Below are 16972 nucleotides of genomic sequence, written 5' to 3'. Positions count from 1 at the left end.
GCGGCTGAAATTTTGTGATTACAGCGCCCGCAGGGAAGCAAACAGTCCGGCCCACTCACTGCCCGCACGATAGAATACCGGCGGTTGGCCCATCGGTGCCGCGACCGTGACTTCGCCACCACCGCTGTGCGGTTCACCGGTCCACAGGTTGATCCAGCTATCCTGCGGCAGGTAGAGCGTCCAGTCGCTGCGACCTTCCTCGTGCACCGGCGCCACCAGCAGATCGCGGCCAAACAGGTATTGGTATTTCAGGCTGTAGGTTTGGGCATCGTCTTCGTAATGCAGGAACAGCGGGCGCATCACCGGCAAGCCGGATTGCGCATTGAGCGCCACCGCCTGCTTGATGTAAGGTTTGAGGGTGCTGAACACCTGGCTCATGCGGGCAAACTGGCGGATGGTTTCGACGTCATGATCAAACTGCCAGTTATCATCCGGGCGGTTGCCTTCATGGGTGCGCATTACCGGCGTGAAGGCGCAGAACTCGCACCAGCGCATCAGCAGTTCTTTGCTGCGTTTCATATCAAAAAGCGTGGTATAGCCACCTATATCGCTGTGGTGCAGGCCATGGCCGGTCATCGCCAACGACAGCGCCGCCGGGATCACCGAAGCCAGTCCGTCGTCCAGGCTCCAATCCACGTTCTGATCGCCTGCCCACATCATCACCGAATACTTCTGGCTGCCGGTGTAACCAGCGCGCATAAAGAACAGGATCTCGCCCAACTTGCCACTTTCTTCAAGCGCGTCGTAGTTGCACTTGGCCCATAAGGCTGGCCAGGCGTTGTGCATGATTTCTGCATCCACCCCGTTATGCATTACGGTATCGGTCGGCAGATATTCGCCAAAATCCGCCATCCAGCCGTCGAGGCCAAACTCGATCAGATTCTTTTTGATCACGTTCTTGTACCAGTCGTAAGCTTCTGGCTTAGTGAGATCGACCACGCCAGCATAAAACTCACCAAACTCGACCTGATAATCATCACCGCTGTAATCCTTGGTCAAATAGCCTTTTTCGGCCGCCTCGGCATACAGCTCTTTCTCGATGGCCACATAAGGGTTGATGTAACCCAGGAAGCGGACGCCCTCTTTTTTCCATTGTGGAATGCGTTTATCCAGTTCCGGGTATAGCTCGCTATCCCAGCGCCAGTTCCACATCAGGCGTTTGCCGAACGACGTAATACGCCGTCCTTCCCAGTCTTGCGCCCAGATGCCACTGACTTTGACGCCGTGTTCGCGCATCACGTCCAGCTTCTGCTGGCAAACCTCTGTCCCGCCTTGAATACCCAGGATCACGCCGTCATACACCCAGTCTGGCAGTTCCGGCTGGCGGCCCAGCAATGCGGTGAGCTTTTCCAACAGGCTGATGTAACTATCAGCGCAGTCAAAACGCAGCACCGCCTGATCCTGCCAGATAGCCAGTTCATGGAACTGCGGGGCAGAGAAATCGAAGTTCATGTAACAGCTGTTTTCTACGTGGCAGTAATACTTCTGGCTGCTGACAAACGTCGGCTGCGGGAAGAAGGTCCAATAGTAATCACCCCCGGCGTTCTCTTGGCAGTCGGCCTGCCAGGTAACGTAGCTCTGTTTGTTACGGCCAACCCCCTGTTCGCTGGTCCATAACGGGAATGGCTTGCCGCGCAGGTCAAAGTAGGAAAACTGCTCACCACACCCATATACGTGATCTTCCGGCTGAGCCGCCAGGCGCAGCCACATGCGGTTGTTGAGCCGATCGCTGTTGTGCAGTTGCATCTCCAGGCGCCCTTCAGCATCGGTAGCAATTTCCAGCGTGCTCTGCGCCACATCACCGCGGCTAAAACGGATAAGCCAGCCCTGCCCCTGCGGGGTAATGCTGGCCTCGGTCAGCGCCAGTTTTTCACTGAGCTGGTCTTTAATACTGAAGTTGCCACGGAACATATCGATATCCGCCTTGCCGCGCCCAATCCACAGGCAAGGCGCATCGACGCTGTGTTGCAACAGCACCCGCTGCTGAAATTTCAGTGTGAACCCACCCGCATGTTGTAATAATTCCAGACCTTGCTGAGAAGCCATGACCAATTCTCCAAAAAGTTAAATGCGCTAATTTTCCCAAACGCTCTCGCTACGCTCAGGTCAGCTCAATCACGTCCAAACCCAACAGGCTGGCCACTTTACGCAGCAGCGGACGGTGCTCGCCGTAAACCAGCGAAGTGTGATGTTCCATCCCCGCCGCAATCAGGCGCTGGCGGTAAGTGTCGGCATCCACGTCCAGCCGTGCAGTACCGGCGGTGCCGGAAAAGGCCAACGGCGCCTTGATCATCTCGCCACCAGCCAGCATCAGGCGCAGCTTGCCTTCACCCTGAGTGATGCGGCATAGCGTGATACGCCCTGGTTTGAGAGCAAATTCAGACAGCAGAGGAAGCTTGCGGTTTGAGTGGATGGTGGCCTGCACCGGGCCATCGCGATCGGCCATTTCGATCGGCGCCTGCCCGCAGTGCCAGAACACCACGCTGTTATCCTGTGGGTCGATATCTACCAGATCGGTGTTGAACGCCGCATTGCCGGACGCCCACTGCGCCATCAGCGAAGAGAGCACGCCAAACATGTCGGCCTCGCACCCGCACGGCACCTTATCTTCATTCATCAATGCCAGCGCGCCACAGGCGGCACAGCCATAATCGGTGAAGAAATCCGGCCAGCAGCGCACCGCGATGCCGGTATACCCTTCCCGTTGCGCTTTTTCGCGCAGGGCGGAATAAACCTTGAGGGTTTTACGGGTGGCCGTTTGATCCATCTGCGCCAGATTAGGGAAATCGTTGGCGCGGCGGGCATACGGCGCGTCGGCCACGCTGTCTGGCAAGGCTTTGACTTCATCAATAAAGTCCAACACTGGCTGGCGTGTTACCTCAACGCCAAAGCGTTGCTGCAACTGTTGCTGGTTGTAGTTGCAGGCGTCAAAACCCAGTGGATGTTCACCAATCACCATCACTTTGGCCTGTTTGAACCGTTTAACGATCGCCGCTGCCTGTGCCAGCTGTTGCAGTTCGTTAAGCATGCGGCTATCGCTCGGCAGGCCGTGTAATGTCTGTACGGTAATCGCTTCACGGCTCAGGGCGTGACAGGCCAGGTTCACCCCGCAGAAAGAGTTCAGGCGCAAACGGCCACCGGTGCGGGCTTCCGGGAAGGACCACATGGCGGTTGGTACCGGGAAATCACGCACCACTTCGGTAGTAAGAGAAGCATCGGTAAAGGTCACCTGCAGGATCAGCAGCAGATCCAGATCCGCCTGCTTGAGCGCCGGTAACATTTGCAGGGCCGACTCGGCATCAAACTGCAACGCCGGTTCCCCAACCAGCTCGATGTCCAGGTCGCTTAATGCCTGCCAGGCCTGCGCCAGCATCTCCTGCGCGTAGGGTACGTCGAAGGTCGTGCGGCCTAGCGCCAACACGCCGACTTTTGCTTTATTTTTCATCTTATTGCTTCCAGTAATCGAATAAATCTATGCCACAGTGCTGAAACGGTGTTCAGTCTGGCTGTTATATGTTTCCCCTGGGCGCAGCACCACGTTACCGAAATGGGCATGATGGATGCTGTCTGGGAAGGCCTGTGTCTCCAGGCAAATGCCGGAAAATGCCTGATAGCGATGGCCTGACTTGCCGTGCCAGATTTTGTTGGAAAGCTTGAAAGCGTTATAAAACTGCACGCCCGGCAGCGAGGTATGTACCTCCATCACTCGCCCGGTCTGCGGGCAAATCAGGCTGGCGGCAGGATGTAAAGCCCCTCGCCCGGCTTGAGCACATAGTTCATATCAAAGTCCTGTGCCGGGCGGTGCAGCATGGCATCCCCCAGGCGACGGGCATTGCGGAAATCAAATGCCGTGCCGGCAACGCGGCGGATCTCTCCGGTTGGCAGCATGGTGGCTTCGTCCACCGGGGTGATAAAATCGGCCTCGATCTTGAGCTGCTGATCGTGGATCAGATGCTGGTGGCCCCGCAGGTTGTAGTGGCTGTGATTCACCAGATTGACCAGCGTCGGTTTATCCGTCTGCGCCTCAAAACTCAGCGTCATCACGTTGTCTTCAGTCAACCCAATGCGGTGACTAACCTGCAGGTTGCCCGGGTAACCTTCTTCGCCATCCACAGAAGTGCGGCTGAAGATGATGCCATCGCCGTCTTCCTGCGCTTGCCAGACATATTTATCAAACCCCCGCCGCCCGCCGTGCAGGTGCTGCCCGGTGGGCAGTTCGTTGGTTGCCAGAATAAATTCCTGGCCGTCGATGCTGAAGCGGCCACCCGCAATACGGTTGGCGCAGCGCCCGGCAATGGCACCGAAGAACGGGTGCCCGGCCTGGTAGGTAGCCAGGTTGTCAAACCCCATCACGATATCTTCCGCCTGCCCATGACGATCCGGCACCCATAGCTGGGTAATAATGCAGCCGTAATCGGTCACGCACAGCCGCATGCTGTTGGCATTGGTCAGCGTGAAAAGGGAAACCGCCTGCCCCTGATGCTCGCCAAAATGCTGGCGCTGAATAGTTGTCATAGTCTGAACCCTCTGGTTAGCGCGGCAGCTCGCCGCGCAACAGATACTTAAAACTGAGCGGCTTTTCCGTTGCTGCCGAACAGCCTGATTTTTTCGGCTACCTTGGCTTGCATCACATCACGGCCATGGCCGAGCGAAACCGCCAGGACGAATTCGTGCGGATCCTTATCGAGCACCTCCGTCATCCCCTGGGTAAAGGCCTGGCGCAGCTCGGTATCCACATTCACCTTGGCGACGCCCAACGAGACCGCCTTGCGGATCTGATCGTCCGGCACGCCAGAGCCGCCGTGCAGCACAATCGGCTTTTTAACGATCTCGCGGATCTCCTGCAGGCGTTCGAACGCCAGCTTGGGCTCTTGCTTATACAGGCCATGGGCGGTGCCGATAGAGACCGCCAGGTAATCCACGGTGGTCGATTCAGAAAACTTCAGCGCTTCATCGCTGCTGGTGATCAGGGCGTCTTTTTCATCGACCGAAATATCATCCTCGGTGCCGCCGATCTTGCCGATCTCGCCTTCAACGCCAATATTCAGCACATGAGCAACGTCTGCCACAGCGCGGGTGATGCGCACGTTTTCTTCGAACGACAGGTGCGAACCATCAAACATCACTGACTGGAACCCCGCCTGAACCGCCTGCATGGTCTGCTCGAAGCTGCGGCTGTGATCCAGGTGAATACACACCGGCACGCTAATGTCGTGCATAAACGCATCGATCATCGCCTTCATGGGCTCCAGCCCCATCACGCTGATCACCTTCTGCCCCACCTGGATCATGATGGGGGCCTGCTCCTGCTGCGCTGCCAATAAAATGGCGCGAATGGTTTCTGCGTTGTGCGCACTGAAAGCGCCGATGGCGTAGCCGTTTTCCCATGCGTGTTGGATCATGGTGTTACCGGATAAATAAGGCATTTCTTCTCCCCTTTGCGTGCTGAATATCAGACGCCTCTTTTGATTAAATTAATGTTTGCTTGCCCGGCCTGAAGCGGCTCGAACCTGCTCCAGAATGGCACTCCAATCCTGACGCCCACGCCCGCTGGCCCGAGCCTGGCTGTAAACCTCGCGTGAAGCCGCGCCCATCGGCATGGCCACATGCAGTTGATTGGCCACATCTAGCGCAATACCCAGATCCTTGTGAGCCAGATCGATCATGAACGCCGGGCTGAGATCGCCTTTCAGCACCTTGTTCGGCCAGGAGGTGGTGAAGTGCCCTTTACCGGCCGGTGTGCCGCTCATCACTTGCAGCGCGACATCAAACGACAGCCCCAGAGCCTCACACAGCACCGCCGCTTCGGCAGACAGCGCATTGAGTGCGATACTCATGTAGTTGTTAATCAGCTTCACGCGGATCCCCATGCCCGGCCCACCGGCATTGATCAGCTCCGATCCCATTGCCATCAGCACCGGCGTTGCACGTTCCACCTGCTCGGGGCTGCCACCGGCCAGGATCAGCAGCGTCCCGGCCTTGGCGTGATCGGAAGTGCGCCCTACCGGAGCATCCATCAGGTTGAACCCCCGTGCCTGCATCTCGGCGATCAGGCGGTCGGTTTGCAGCGGATGAATAGTGGACATATCAATCACCAATGCCGCAGGTGACAATGTGGAACACACCCCGTTACCACCAAACAGCACCTCACGCACCAGATCGCCATTAGGCAACATGGTGATAACGAACTCTGCATCCTGTGCCGCCTGCGCAGGGCTGGCCGCCGCGTTGGCTCCCTGCGCTACCAGGTTGTTGACCGCTGCCGGGCTGATATCAAAAACGTTCAGCCGGTGCCCCTGCCTGATCAGGTTGCTGGCCATCGGTGTGCCCATTTGCCCTAGCCCGATAAATGCGATCTGTGCCATGGTTCTCTCCTGTGAGTTACTTGTGTCGTCTTCATGTCAATTTACCGACCACAATTCAGACTATTTTTGTCTGTTTTTGATCGTATTTGTAATTTATAGTCAAAAAATTGACATCCGTCACTCTTTTAACATTTGAGAAAATTAAAATGGTGGCATCGTGATCGGCAGCCACTTTTTTGAGTGACCACCGTTTTATTAACACCGGATGAACAACAAGGGATCCAGACCATGACTCGAATCGCATGCGTAGGTATTACGGTGCAAGACCGCCTGTATTACGTGGAAAAACTGCCCGAAGGCGGAGGGAAGTATGTCGCCAACGACTACCGTGAGATCGGCGGTGGCCCGGCAGCTACGGCGGCGGTGGCCGCAGCCAGGCTGGGGGCCGAAGTGGATTTCATTGGCCGCGTCGGGGACGACGCCACCGGGCAAACTCTGTTGGCCGAACTGACCGGTTTTGGCGTGAATGTCGGCCATGTTCGCCGTTGTCCGCAGGCGCGTTCTTCACAATCGGCGGTGCTGGTGGATGCACAAGGTGAACGCATTATCGTCAACCATCCCAGCCCGGACCTGCCCGAAGAAGCCGGTTGGCTGAGCGGTATCGACTTTGGCCAATATGACGTCGTGCTGGCAGACGTGCGTTGGCATCAAGGGGCATTAACCGCCTTCACTCTGGCGCGCCGCGCCGGTGTCACCACCCTGCTGGATGCCGATGTCACCCCACAGGATATCCGCCCGCTGGTGGCTTTGGCCGACCATGCCGCCTTTTCCGAACCGTGTTTGTCACGCATGACGGGAGAGACCGATGTCGGAAACGGGTTGAGGTTGGCAAAAAATGACAAAAACGGACAAGTTTATGTCACAAAGGGGAAACATGGCTGTTTCTGGCTGGAAAACGACCAGCTAAAACATCAGCCAGGCTTTAAGGTTGAGGTGGTAGATACCACCGGTGCCGGGGACGTTTTTCATGGTGCGCTGGCGGTAGCACTGGGTTCACAACCGGATATCGCCCTGGCGGTACGCTATGCTAATGCAGTTGCCGCATTGAAGTGTACCCGCCCCGGTGGCCGGGCAGGCATCCCCAATTGTGATCAAACAGACTCTTTCCTGGCCAGTTTTGTATAAAATGATCAATCAAAGACAATATGAAGAGAACGGAACATGAGTCTGACTGAACTTACCGGCAACCCACGCCACGATCAGCTGATTCAGTTGATCGCCAAGCGCGGCTATATGAACATCGACGAACTGGCGCAATTGCTGGAGGTTTCAACACAGACGGTAAGACGCGATATTCGTAAATTGAGTGAACAAGGGTTAATCACCCGGCATCATGGGGGCGCAGGCCGCGCCTCCAGCGTGGTGAACACCGCCTTTGAGCAACGGGAACTGTCTAATACGCAAGAGAAAATTGCCATTGCGGAAGCCATCGCCGACTACATCCCGGACCGTTCCACGGTGTTTATCACCATCGGCACCACCGTAGAGCATGTGGCCCGGGCGCTGATGAACCACAGCCATCTGCGCATTATCACCAACAGCCTGCGGGTGGCGCATATCCTGTATAAAAACACCGAGTTTGAAGTGATGGTTCCCGGCGGTATTCTGCGGCCTAATAACGGCGGCATTATCGGCCCCAGTGCCGTGAGCTTTGTCGAGGGTTTCCGCGCCGATTATCTGATCACCAGCGTAGGGGCGATAGAAGCCAATGGCGACCTGCTGGAGTTTGATGTCAATGAGTCCAGCGTGGTGAAGGCGATGATGGCGCACTCGCGGCATATTCTGCTGGCGGCAGATTACACCAAGTTCCACGCTTCTGCGGCGGTAGAGATCGGCAATACCAGACAGGTGACTGCGTTATTCACCGATACCCCTCCCCTGCCGCGCTGGGATCCTTGCTTCAGCAGCAGCAAGTTGAGCTGGTGGTCATGCCCACGGACAGCGAAGAGCCCACGCTCTAAAATCCCTGTCACCTTTCAAACCGCTGCGCTGTTACCTGCTATGACGAAACCCCTCCGTGGGTTTCGCCCCTCCGTGGGTGGCGTTTCACCGCGTTCAAAGCGGTGGGAAACCACGTCATTGTGATTTCCTCTACGGGCATTCAAATCGGTTCCTGACCGATTTGTCCTGGCCGATTTGCCAGTCACCCCAGTCATTTGACGCCAGTAAGCACCAGGGGATGAGTGAGCCAGGTGCCTGGCTGTGGGCCAACTTGAAATCCATAGGGGATATAAGCCGTGAAGGCACTGTTTTCGTTGCCAATAATTAATGCATGCGAAATGTTATTATGCGTGCATTAATTACCCGCTCGGCAAGCCATATATGCCAGGAAAATGGCCGTGATATATGCCGATACTTTTGGGTTATATCACTCAATATCCCATTAATGATTATGGATAATTAACCGCGCAAACATCAGGTAATTATTCACCGTCAGAAAAGCGGATAGAACCTGATAATCACATTATGAAATCTACACTATCGACATTGAGGGTTGTCTCAGAATGTCAGTGTGTTAGGGTATAGGGCACTCATATTTTCTATTAGGACAATTTTATCGTTTGATAATACACCACAGGAAACAGAAAATTGCATGGCAATTAAACTAGAAGTAAAGAACCTATATAAGATATTTGGTGAACACCCGGAACGGGCATTTAAGCTGATCGATAAAGGCCTGACAAAAGATCAACTGCTGGAAAAAACGGGATTATCACTGGGCGTCAAGAACGCCACTCTGGCCATTGAAGAAGGCGAGATATTTGTCATCATGGGGCTTTCCGGTTCCGGTAAATCCACCTTGGTACGCCTTCTCAATCGTCTGATAGAACCCACCCGCGGTGAGGTGCTGATCGACGGCGAGGATATCTCGAAAATATCCGATGCCGCCTTGCGCACCGTACGGCGAAATAAGATCAGCATGGTGTTCCAGTCATTCGCATTAATGCCGCATATGAACGTATTAAATAATACGGCTTTCGGCATGGAATTAGCGGGTATTCCTTTGCAGGAACGCCAGGAAAAAGCGCTGGACGCATTGCGTCAGGTGGGGTTGGAGAATTATGCCAATTCTTATCCCGATGAGCTGTCTGGCGGGATGCGTCAACGCGTCGGATTAGCCCGCGCTCTGGCTAACAATCCTGATATATTGTTAATGGATGAAGCCTTCTCGGCGCTCGACCCATTAATTCGTGCCGAGATGCAGGATGAATTAGTCAAATTACAGGCTAAACAGCAGCGCACCATCGTGTTTATTTCCCACGATCTGGATGAAGCCATGCGTATTGGCGATCGCATTGCCATTATGCAGGGAGGAGAAGTCATTCAGGTCGGCACACCGGACGAAATATTAAACAATCCGGCCAACGATTATGTCCGTACCTTCTTCCGCGGCGTGGATATCAGCCACGTTTTCAGTGCCAAAGATATCGCCAAACGCCGCCCGGTCGCCCTGATCCGTAAAACCCCTGGTTTTGGCCCCCGCTCTGCCCTGCAACTGCTGCGTGATGAAGACCGTGACTACGGTTACGTGCTTGAACGCGGCCAGAAATTTATCGGGGTGGTATCGATAGACTCTCTCAAGCAGGCGCTGGCAGCAAATCAGACGCTGGACGACGCCTTGCTGGAAGCTCCGTTGCCCGTTCCGGCTGATATGCCGCTGAGCGAACTGATTTCATTGGTTGCACAGGCACCTTGTGCCGTGCCGGTGGTCGGGGAAGAGAACAACTATATCGGTATCATTTCCAAAGGCATGCTGCTGCAGGCTTTAGATAAAGAGGGCCCTACGAATGAGTGATAATCAGGATCCGTGGGCAACCGCTTCCACACCCCCTAACGACGCGCCGGTCACAGAGGCTGCCACCAGCAGCGATCCCTGGTCAACGGGCGTTCCGGCAGACAGCGCGAGCACACCTGGCGCTCATGATGCCGCTAATCAGGCCGCACAGAGCGCTGACTGGCTTAACAGCGCCCCGGTGGAGCCCGAGCACTTTAATCTGCTCGATCCCTTCCACAAGGCCTGGGTGCCGTTTGACTCCTGGGTCACCCAGGGCATCGATTGGCTGGTTCTGCACTTCCGCCCGCTGTTCCAGGGCATTCGCGTACCGGTAGATTTAATCCTCAGCGGTTTCCAACAGCTGTTACTGGGCATGCCGGCCCCGATCGCTATTGTGCTGTTCTCCCTTATCGCCTGGCAGATATCCAGCCTCGGCATGGGAGCCGCCACGCTGGTTTCGCTGATCGCCATCGGCGCTATCGGTGCCTGGTCACAGGCGATGGTGACGCTGGCGTTGGTCCTCACCGCGCTGTTCTTCTGCATCCTGATAGGATTGCCGTTGGGAATATGGCTGGCACGCAGCAAACATGCCGCCAAGGTGATACGGCCTCTGCTCGATGCCATGCAGACCACGCCTGCCTTCGTCTATCTGGTACCGATTGTCATGCTGTTCGGTATCGGCAACGTGCCGGGCGTGGTGGTCACCATCATCTTTGCACTGCCGCCGATCGTGCGCCTGACCATTCTCGGTATCAAACAGGTGCCGGAAGATTTGATCGAAGCCGCCGAGTCCTTCGGCGCCAGCCCACGCCAGTTGCTGTTTAAAGTGCAGTTGCCGCTGGCCATGCCGACCATTATGGCCGGGGTGAATCAGACGCTGATGCTGGCGCTGTCGATGGTGGTTATCGCCTCGATGATCGCCGTTGGCGGCCTGGGCCAGATGGTGCTGCGGGGTATTGGCCGCCTGGATATGGGGCTGGCCGCAGTGGGCGGCGTCGGTATCGTTATTCTGGCGATTATTCTCGATCGCCTCACCCAGTCACTGGGACGCGATCGCCGCAGTAAAGGACTGGGCCGCTGGTACACCCACGGGCCAATCGGGTTGATCACTCGCCCGTTTATCAAAAAAGCCTGAAGCCCTTCCCGCCAGCCGCTTTCTGCTCTGGCGGGCAATCTCCAAACCACATCAATAACAGAGGAATAACTATGCGCACCACAGGGATCTGGGCCCTTGCCCTTACCACACTGATTGGCTCACAGGTTGCTTCCGCTGCTGATTTGCCAGGAAAAGGTATTTCGGTACAACCAATACAAAGTACGATTTCCGAGGAAACCTTCCAGACGCTGCTGGTCAGCAAGGCGTTGGAAAAGCTCGGCTATGAGGTTAAAGAGCCCCGTGAAGTGGACTACAACGTAGCCTACACTTCGATCGCCGCTGGTGATGCCACTTTTATCGCAGTGAACTGGGATCCGCTGCATGCCGATCAGTATCTGGCCGCCGGGGGCGATAACAAATTCTATCGTGAAGGGGTTTACGTCGGGGGAGCCGCACAGGGTTATCTGATCGACAAAAAAACCGCCGATAAGTATCACATCACCAACCTTGAGCAGTTAAAAGATCCGAAAATTGCCAAGCTGTTTGATACCAACGGTGACGGCAAGGCTGACCTGACCGGTTGTACGCCAGGCTGGGGCTGTGAAGCGGTGATTAACCACCATATCGACGCCTATGGCCTGAGTAACACGGTAGAACACAATCAGGGTAACTACGCGGCGATGATCGCCGATACCATTACCCGCTTCAAAGAGGGCAAACCAGTGCTGTATTACACCTGGACGCCTTACTGGGTCAGTGACGTGATGGTCCCTGGGCGTGATGTGGTCTGGCTGCAGGTGCCGTTCTCTTCGCTGCCGGGCGAGCAGAAAAACGTGGATACCAAGCTGCCAAACGGTGCCAACTATGGCTTCCCGGTCAGCTCAATGCACATTGCAGCCAATAAGCAATGGGCACAGGCCAACCCTGCCGCTGCCAAGCTGTTCTCGATCATGAAATTGCCGGTTGCCGACGTGAACGCACAAAACCTGCGGATGCACTCAGGCCAAGCCTCGCAGGCCGATATCCAAAACCATGTCAATGGGTGGATCAAGGCTCACCAGGCTACTTTTGACGGATGGGTGAAAACCGCCGCAGAAGCCGCCAAGCAATAACCTTCAAACGGGCGCAGCCTGCTGCGCCCTCATTCCGAAAGCACAATCTCTGTAAACTGCAAAAATCGCTCCGCCGTCTTTGACAAAGGTTGGTTCCACACGCAGTAAACCTGGCGGCGTGGGCCATCTTCAATTGGAATAGAGACCAACGAACTCAGCCGTTGGGCGGTAGATATCGGTACGATCCCCGCAGCCAGGCCACGCCGCACCAGATTCTCCAGCCATTCGATATGATCGATTTCAAAACTGACATGCCGCTTGATGCCCGCAGCCTGAAAAGCCCGATCGGTCTGGCGCCGCGCCCCGGTTCCACTATAGAAATCCACCAGCGGCACTGCTGACAAGGTTTGCAGATTAACCCGTTGGCAGCTAGCCAACGCATGCTCTGCCGCTACCAACGCCACCAAGGGTTCATCGGTCAACTGGCGATGCGACACCGGCAGCATAGCTTTGTCACCCGGCCAGATGCCGACAAATGCCACATCGGTTTTCTGCTGGCGGACATCCTCCAGTAAAGTCTCGCTCATGCCAACGTATAGCCGGATGTTCACCACCGGATGATGGCGATGGAATTCGCCCAATTTCTCGGTGAGATCAATCGCGTTTATGGTTGAAATGGTGCCAATGGTCAGTGTGCCAGATACCGTGCCAGCGGCAGCAACCACCTCCTCCACCAGCGATTGTTTTGCTGCCAGCAACCGCTGCGCCGGTTGAATAAAAGCCCGGCCAGCGGCGGTCAACTGCACGCGGCGCGACGTGCGCTCAAACAACGCGCAGCCAAGCTCATCTTCCAGTTTGGCAATCTGATGGCTCAGGGCGGATTGCACCGTGTGGCAACGCTGCGCGGCACGGGTAAAACTCTGTTCTTCGGCAACCGCCAGGGCATAACGGACCTGTTTGAGGTTCATGCTATCAATCTTGAAGTGAGATGGATCAGATGAAAATTATACATTGGTTTAGCCTGATGTCCTGCCCGATACTCTGCTGACTGATTTCCATAATTGAATACCCATGAGCCAACAAACCGAACACCCGGGCCTTAGCCCTGCACTCACTCTGATCATCGCCATGGCCACCGGTCTGGCAGTCGCCAGTAACTACTACGCCCAGCCGTTACTGGAAACCATCGCACAAAATTTTAATCTGTCCGTCAATCAGGCTGGCTTTATCGTTACCGCCGCGCAATTGGGTTATGCGGTGGGCCTGCTGCTCCTGGTACCGCTGGGCGATATGTTTGAACGCCGTGGCCTGATCGTGTTTATGACACTGCTGGCGTCGGGTGGGATGCTGATTACCGCCTCTTCCAGTACGCTCTCGATGATGATCCTCGGCACCGCGCTTACCGGCCTGTTCTCGGTAGTGGCCCAGTTGCTGGTCCCGCTTGCCGCAACCCTGGCCCATCCGGCGAAACGCGGTAAAACCGTTGGCATCATCATGAGCGGCCTGTTGCTCGGCATTCTGTTAGCCCGAACCGTCGCCGGTGCTCTGGCCACCCTCGGCGGCTGGCGTACCATTTACTGGGTTGCCAGCGGTTTGATGATCCTGATGGCACTGATCCTGTGGCGAGCGCTACCGCGTTATAAGCTGCATTCAGGGCTGAATTATCCGCAATTGCTGAAATCCATCTTTTCACTGTTCTTCTTTACGCCGTTACTGCGCACCCGCGCCATCCTGGGGGCCCTGTCGTTCGCCAACTTCAGCGTCTTGTGGACATCAATGGCTTTCCTGCTGGCGGCCCCCCGTTCAGCTATTCCGAGGGGGTGATCGGGCTGTTTGGTTTAGTGGGCGCAGCTGGTGCTCTGGCGGCGTCCCGTGCCGGGCATCTGGCCGATAAAGGCAAAGCGGGGTTGACCACCAGCGTCGGGCTGGTACTGTTGCTGCTCTCCTGGATCCCTATCGCGCTGGCTAAGGAATCCCTTTGGGCATTGATTATCGGTATTCTGGTGCTGGACCTGGCGGTGCAAGGGATCCATGTCACTAACCAAAGCGTGATTTACCGCATCATGCCAGAAGCCCGTAACCGCCTGACCGCAGGCTATATGACCAGCTATTTCATTGGTGGGGCCGTGGGTTCGGTGCTTTCCGCTGCGGCTTATCAGAACGCAGGCTGGAATGGGGTAGCGGGAGTAGGCGGTATCTTGTGCGTGCTTAATCTGCTGACCTGGTGGCGGGGAAAACGTCATGATCCACAAGGACCTGCAAGCATTTAATTAGCAAGCATATAATAATATAAGAAATTTATTAGCGGCTCAGGGTATAAACATTACTCACAGTCTGGTAATGTTATCGGGATGAATTATTGGTGTCCTATACTTCCTGTGCCGCGAATTACCGTAAAACGACATTGTTACCCCAAGTTACATATTCCCTGCTGTTACCCCGGTTGACACAGAATGCCGAAGCACCCGCCTAATTCAGTAAGACAAACTTACCAATCTCTGCCCGCAGGAAAGCGCGATTTGTGTTGCTATTGGTAAACCACACGATTTGTAGAGTTTTATCTTTACAAACAACTTACAAATGACACGAATTGCTAAATTATTCCGCTTGCTGAAGATTTACATTATTAATCACTATCGTTACTATACCAAACGAAATTAATGAGGCCCCAAATTATGGAAAGCTCGTTTACGCCCATTGAGCAAATGCTTAATTGCCGTGCCAAGCGCCAGAAAAACTTCCCTTATCAGGAAATTCTGCTGACTCGTCTGTGCATGCATATGCAAAGTAAATTGCTGGAAAATCGCAATAAAATGCTGAAAGCGCAGGGAATTAACGAAACCTTGTTTATGGCCCTCATTACGTTGGATGCGCAGGAGAACCACAGCATTCAGCCTTCTGAGCTAAGCTCAGCCCTGGGTTCGTCGCGCACCAATGCCACCCGCATTGCCGATGAACTCGAGAAACGTGGATGGATTGAGCGCCGGGAAAGCGACCATGACCGCCGGTGTCTGCATTTGCATCTGACCCAGGCAGGGGAAGCGTTTCTTGAGCAATTGCTGCCACCGCAGCATAAATGTCTGCATTTCCTTTGGTCCACGCTGAACGACGATGAGCAGCAGCAGCTTGAAGCACTGACGCGCAAATTGTTGGTACGCCTTGATCAGATGGAAGTTTCAGAACAGTTATCCCAATAGTTTCTGTTCAGGTAATCTATTTATGCGATCCCCGTTAAACTGGAGATTCACCCCGCTGTTCGCGGTTTTATTGCTGGCGGGGTGCGCATCTAGCGACAATATCGCCCCGCAATCCACACTGATGGACCCACAGCACCTGCAACTTGCCCAGCCGAAAGCCAGCTCGCTGACCGTAAGCCCGCAGTGGTGGCGTGCTTTGAACGATCCTCAGCTTGATACCTTGATGGCCCAGACGCTACAGAGCTCACCTTCACTGAAACAGGCCGCCGCCCGCGTGCGTGAAGCCCAAAGCGTGGTCGGTGAAGCCAGCGCAGCCAACGGCCCGAATCTGGATCTCAATGGCAGCATCAACCGCCAGCGGTTGGCACAAAACACCAATCTGGGTTTTGGTTATCTCCCTAACCCGGTGTATGAATCTTCCAACTCGCTGGGCCTGAATCTGGCCTATGAGTTTGACTGGTGGGGCAAATATCGCAATCAAGTCAATGCGGCAAAGGCACAGGTGGATGCCGCCCGTGCCGAGCAGGCGCAGGCCGCGTTGACACTGACCAGCTCGGTGGCTTCAGCTTATTACCAACTACAGGCAAATTATGCGCAAGAGTTGGTCCTGAAACAGTCTGTGGATAACAACCAGCACTTAGCCGATCTGCGCCAGAAACAGTATAAAGCCGGGGTTTACGGGGTTGAAATTCCGCAACAGACCCAGGCACAGGCTGACAGCGCCAAACAACAAATCACCCAGTTGCAATCCCAGATTGAACAACGCAAACATCAGTTGGCTGCGCTGGCAGGCCTTGGCCCTAATGCGATGCAGTCACTGCATCCTGTGGCATTACCTGCGGAAAATCTGTTAGCGCCCAAAGGGGAACTGACCGCCGATTTACTGGGTAAACGCCCGGATATCACGGCACAGCGCCAATTGGTGGAGTCTTACAGCCAACGAGTCAGTGCGGCACGCAAAGAGTTTTACCCCAGTCTGTCGATCTCGGCATTTGCGGGCCTGACAACCACCAACATCGGTGGCACCAGCCCAAATCTGTTTGAAGCAGCAAGCCAGGCCTGGGGGTGGTACCGGCAATATCCTTGCCAATCTTCCATGCTGGCGCGCTGCGCAGCAAGTTAGGTGAGGAATCCGCGTTGTATGATCAGGCGGTGGAATCCTATAACCAAACTATCCTGAATGCGGTACAGGAAACGGCAGATGCCATTACTATCCAGCAGAGCAGTGCCAAACAGTTGCAGCAAGCCGCCTCGGCCTCCCAATCCATGCAGGAGGTGTACCGAGTCGCCAACGCCCGTTATCAGGCAGGGATTATCGGACGTGATGAACTGTTGACCAGCCAGATGCAGCTATTACAGCAGCAACAGGCAGAACTGAATGCCAGCAGTAATATGATGCAGGCGAAGATAGGATTGGTTCGCGCGTTGGGGGGCGGTTATCAGGCCCCGACAATGGCGGATCCGAAAGCATAATTAATGAGCGTGGA

General features: G+C 55.2%; 12 protein-coding genes and 3 pseudogenes. 8 read left to right on the top strand and 7 right to left on the bottom strand.

The genetic code is table 11. The features are described from left to right. Positions 1 to 18: 18 nt before the first annotated feature. From ACQ86O_RS11400 to yihU, 6 genes are read right to left on the bottom strand one after another with little or no spacing between them, the layout of a single operon-like run. Positions 19 to 2046 carry an alpha-glucosidase gene (locus ACQ86O_RS11400; RefSeq protein ID WP_431225297.1) on the bottom strand — a complete coding sequence of 676 codons (2028 nt, stop codon included), beginning with the start codon at positions 2044 to 2046 and terminating at the stop codon, positions 19 to 21. A gap of 55 nt (positions 2047 to 2101) precedes the next feature. Beyond that, positions 2102 to 3445, bottom strand: a complete 1344-nt coding sequence (locus tag ACQ86O_RS11395; protein WP_431225296.1) for an L-fucose/L-arabinose isomerase family protein — start codon at positions 3443 to 3445, stop codon at positions 2102 to 2104. Between the two features lie 27 nt (positions 3446 to 3472). Continuing rightward, on the bottom strand, positions 3473 to 3703 hold the full coding sequence (locus ACQ86O_RS11390) for a hypothetical protein (protein ID WP_431225295.1): 231 nt from the start codon (positions 3701 to 3703) through the stop codon (positions 3473 to 3475). Between the two features lie 23 nt (positions 3704 to 3726). After that, the gene (locus ACQ86O_RS11385; protein ID WP_431225294.1) at positions 3727 to 4515 is read right to left on the bottom strand and encodes an aldose epimerase family protein; all 789 of its coding nucleotides are present in this window, start codon (positions 4513 to 4515) and stop codon (positions 3727 to 3729) included. Between the two features lie 47 nt (positions 4516 to 4562). Then, the gene (locus ACQ86O_RS11380) at positions 4563 to 5426 is read right to left on the bottom strand and encodes a class II fructose-bisphosphate aldolase (protein WP_431225293.1); all 864 of its coding nucleotides are present in this window, start codon (positions 5424 to 5426) and stop codon (positions 4563 to 4565) included. Positions 5427 to 5474: 48 nt separating this feature from the next. Next, the gene (yihU, locus tag ACQ86O_RS11375) at positions 5475 to 6365 is read right to left on the bottom strand and encodes a sulfolactaldehyde 3-reductase (RefSeq protein ID WP_431225292.1); all 891 of its coding nucleotides are present in this window, start codon (positions 6363 to 6365) and stop codon (positions 5475 to 5477) included. Positions 6366 to 6593: 228 nt separating this feature from the next. Here yihU and ACQ86O_RS11370 point away from each other — a divergent pair, with 228 nt between their 5' ends. The 5 genes and pseudogenes from ACQ86O_RS11370 (at position 6594) to proX (ending at position 12348) form a co-directional block, all read left to right on the top strand. Then, the gene (locus tag ACQ86O_RS11370; protein ID WP_431225291.1) at positions 6594 to 7490 is read left to right on the top strand and encodes a sugar kinase; all 897 of its coding nucleotides are present in this window, start codon (positions 6594 to 6596) and stop codon (positions 7488 to 7490) included. A 36-nt stretch (positions 7491 to 7526) separates the two neighbouring features. Next, positions 7527 to 8326 (top strand): annotated as a pseudogene (locus tag ACQ86O_RS11365) (DeoR/GlpR family DNA-binding transcription regulator). 632 nt (positions 8327 to 8958) lie between these two features. Further along, the gene (proV, locus tag ACQ86O_RS11360; RefSeq protein WP_431225290.1) at positions 8959 to 10161 is read left to right on the top strand and encodes a glycine betaine/L-proline ABC transporter ATP-binding protein ProV; all 1203 of its coding nucleotides are present in this window, start codon (positions 8959 to 8961) and stop codon (positions 10159 to 10161) included. Next, positions 10154 to 11275, top strand: coding sequence for a glycine betaine/L-proline ABC transporter permease ProW (gene proW, locus ACQ86O_RS11355; RefSeq protein WP_431225289.1), 1122 nt, complete (start codon positions 10154 to 10156; stop codon positions 11273 to 11275). Before proV ends, proW begins: the two co-directional genes overlap by 8 nt. Positions 11276 to 11346: 71 nt before the next feature. After that, positions 11347 to 12348 (top strand): glycine betaine/L-proline ABC transporter substrate-binding protein ProX, encoded by a 1002-nt coding sequence (gene proX, locus ACQ86O_RS11350; RefSeq protein ID WP_431225288.1) that lies wholly within the window; start codon positions 11347 to 11349, stop codon positions 12346 to 12348. A gap of 29 nt (positions 12349 to 12377) precedes the next feature. Here proX and ACQ86O_RS11345 read toward each other — a convergent pair whose 3' ends face one another. Continuing rightward, positions 12378 to 13256 (bottom strand): LysR family transcriptional regulator, encoded by an 879-nt coding sequence (locus ACQ86O_RS11345; RefSeq protein ID WP_431225287.1) that lies wholly within the window; start codon positions 13254 to 13256, stop codon positions 12378 to 12380. A gap of 103 nt (positions 13257 to 13359) precedes the next feature. Between ACQ86O_RS11345 and ACQ86O_RS11340 the strand changes: the two are divergent. From ACQ86O_RS11340 to ACQ86O_RS11330, 3 genes and pseudogenes are all read left to right on the top strand, one after another. Next, positions 13360 to 14558 (top strand): annotated as a pseudogene (locus ACQ86O_RS11340) (MFS transporter). A gap of 405 nt (positions 14559 to 14963) precedes the next feature. Further along, positions 14964 to 15485 (top strand): transcriptional repressor MprA, encoded by a 522-nt coding sequence (mprA, locus tag ACQ86O_RS11335; RefSeq protein ID WP_431225286.1) that lies wholly within the window; start codon positions 14964 to 14966, stop codon positions 15483 to 15485. A gap of 22 nt (positions 15486 to 15507) precedes the next feature. Next, positions 15508 to 16958, top strand: a pseudogene (locus ACQ86O_RS11330) (efflux transporter outer membrane subunit). The last annotated feature ends 14 nt before the right edge of the window (positions 16959 to 16972 follow it).

It is taken from the genome of Serratia sp. L9 (genome assembly GCF_050632285.1).
Taxonomy (GTDB): domain Bacteria; phylum Pseudomonadota; class Gammaproteobacteria; order Enterobacterales; family Enterobacteriaceae; genus Chania.
The sequence above is the reverse complement of the archived record's forward strand: the minus strand, read 5'-3'. Positions and strand labels throughout refer to the sequence as shown.

Excerpts from the sequence above, each read along its gene's own strand:
- ACQ86O_RS11400 (WP_431225297.1), bottom strand. The coding sequence starts at position 2,046 with ATGGCTTCTCAGCAAGGTCTGGAATTATTACAACATGCGGGTGGGTTC.
- ACQ86O_RS11395 (WP_431225296.1), bottom strand. The coding sequence starts at position 3,445 with ATGAAAAATAAAGCAAAAGTCGGCGTGTTGGCGCTAGGCCGCACGACC.
- ACQ86O_RS11390 (WP_431225295.1), bottom strand. The coding sequence starts at position 3,703 with ATGGAGGTACATACCTCGCTGCCGGGCGTGCAGTTTTATAACGCTTTC.
- ACQ86O_RS11385 (WP_431225294.1), bottom strand. The coding sequence starts at position 4,515 with ATGACAACTATTCAGCGCCAGCATTTTGGCGAGCATCAGGGGCAGGCG.
- ACQ86O_RS11380 (WP_431225293.1), bottom strand. The coding sequence starts at position 5,426 with ATGCCTTATTTATCCGGTAACACCATGATCCAACACGCATGGGAAAAC.
- yihU (WP_431225292.1), bottom strand. The coding sequence starts at position 6,365 with ATGGCACAGATCGCATTTATCGGGCTAGGGCAAATGGGCACACCGATG.
- ACQ86O_RS11370 (WP_431225291.1), top strand. The coding sequence starts at position 6,594 with ATGACTCGAATCGCATGCGTAGGTATTACGGTGCAAGACCGCCTGTAT.
- proV (WP_431225290.1), top strand. The coding sequence starts at position 8,959 with ATGGCAATTAAACTAGAAGTAAAGAACCTATATAAGATATTTGGTGAA.
- proW (WP_431225289.1), top strand. The coding sequence starts at position 10,154 with ATGAGTGATAATCAGGATCCGTGGGCAACCGCTTCCACACCCCCTAAC.
- proX (WP_431225288.1), top strand. The coding sequence starts at position 11,347 with ATGCGCACCACAGGGATCTGGGCCCTTGCCCTTACCACACTGATTGGC.
- ACQ86O_RS11345 (WP_431225287.1), bottom strand. The coding sequence starts at position 13,256 with ATGAACCTCAAACAGGTCCGTTATGCCCTGGCGGTTGCCGAAGAACAG.
- mprA (WP_431225286.1), top strand. The coding sequence starts at position 14,964 with ATGGAAAGCTCGTTTACGCCCATTGAGCAAATGCTTAATTGCCGTGCC.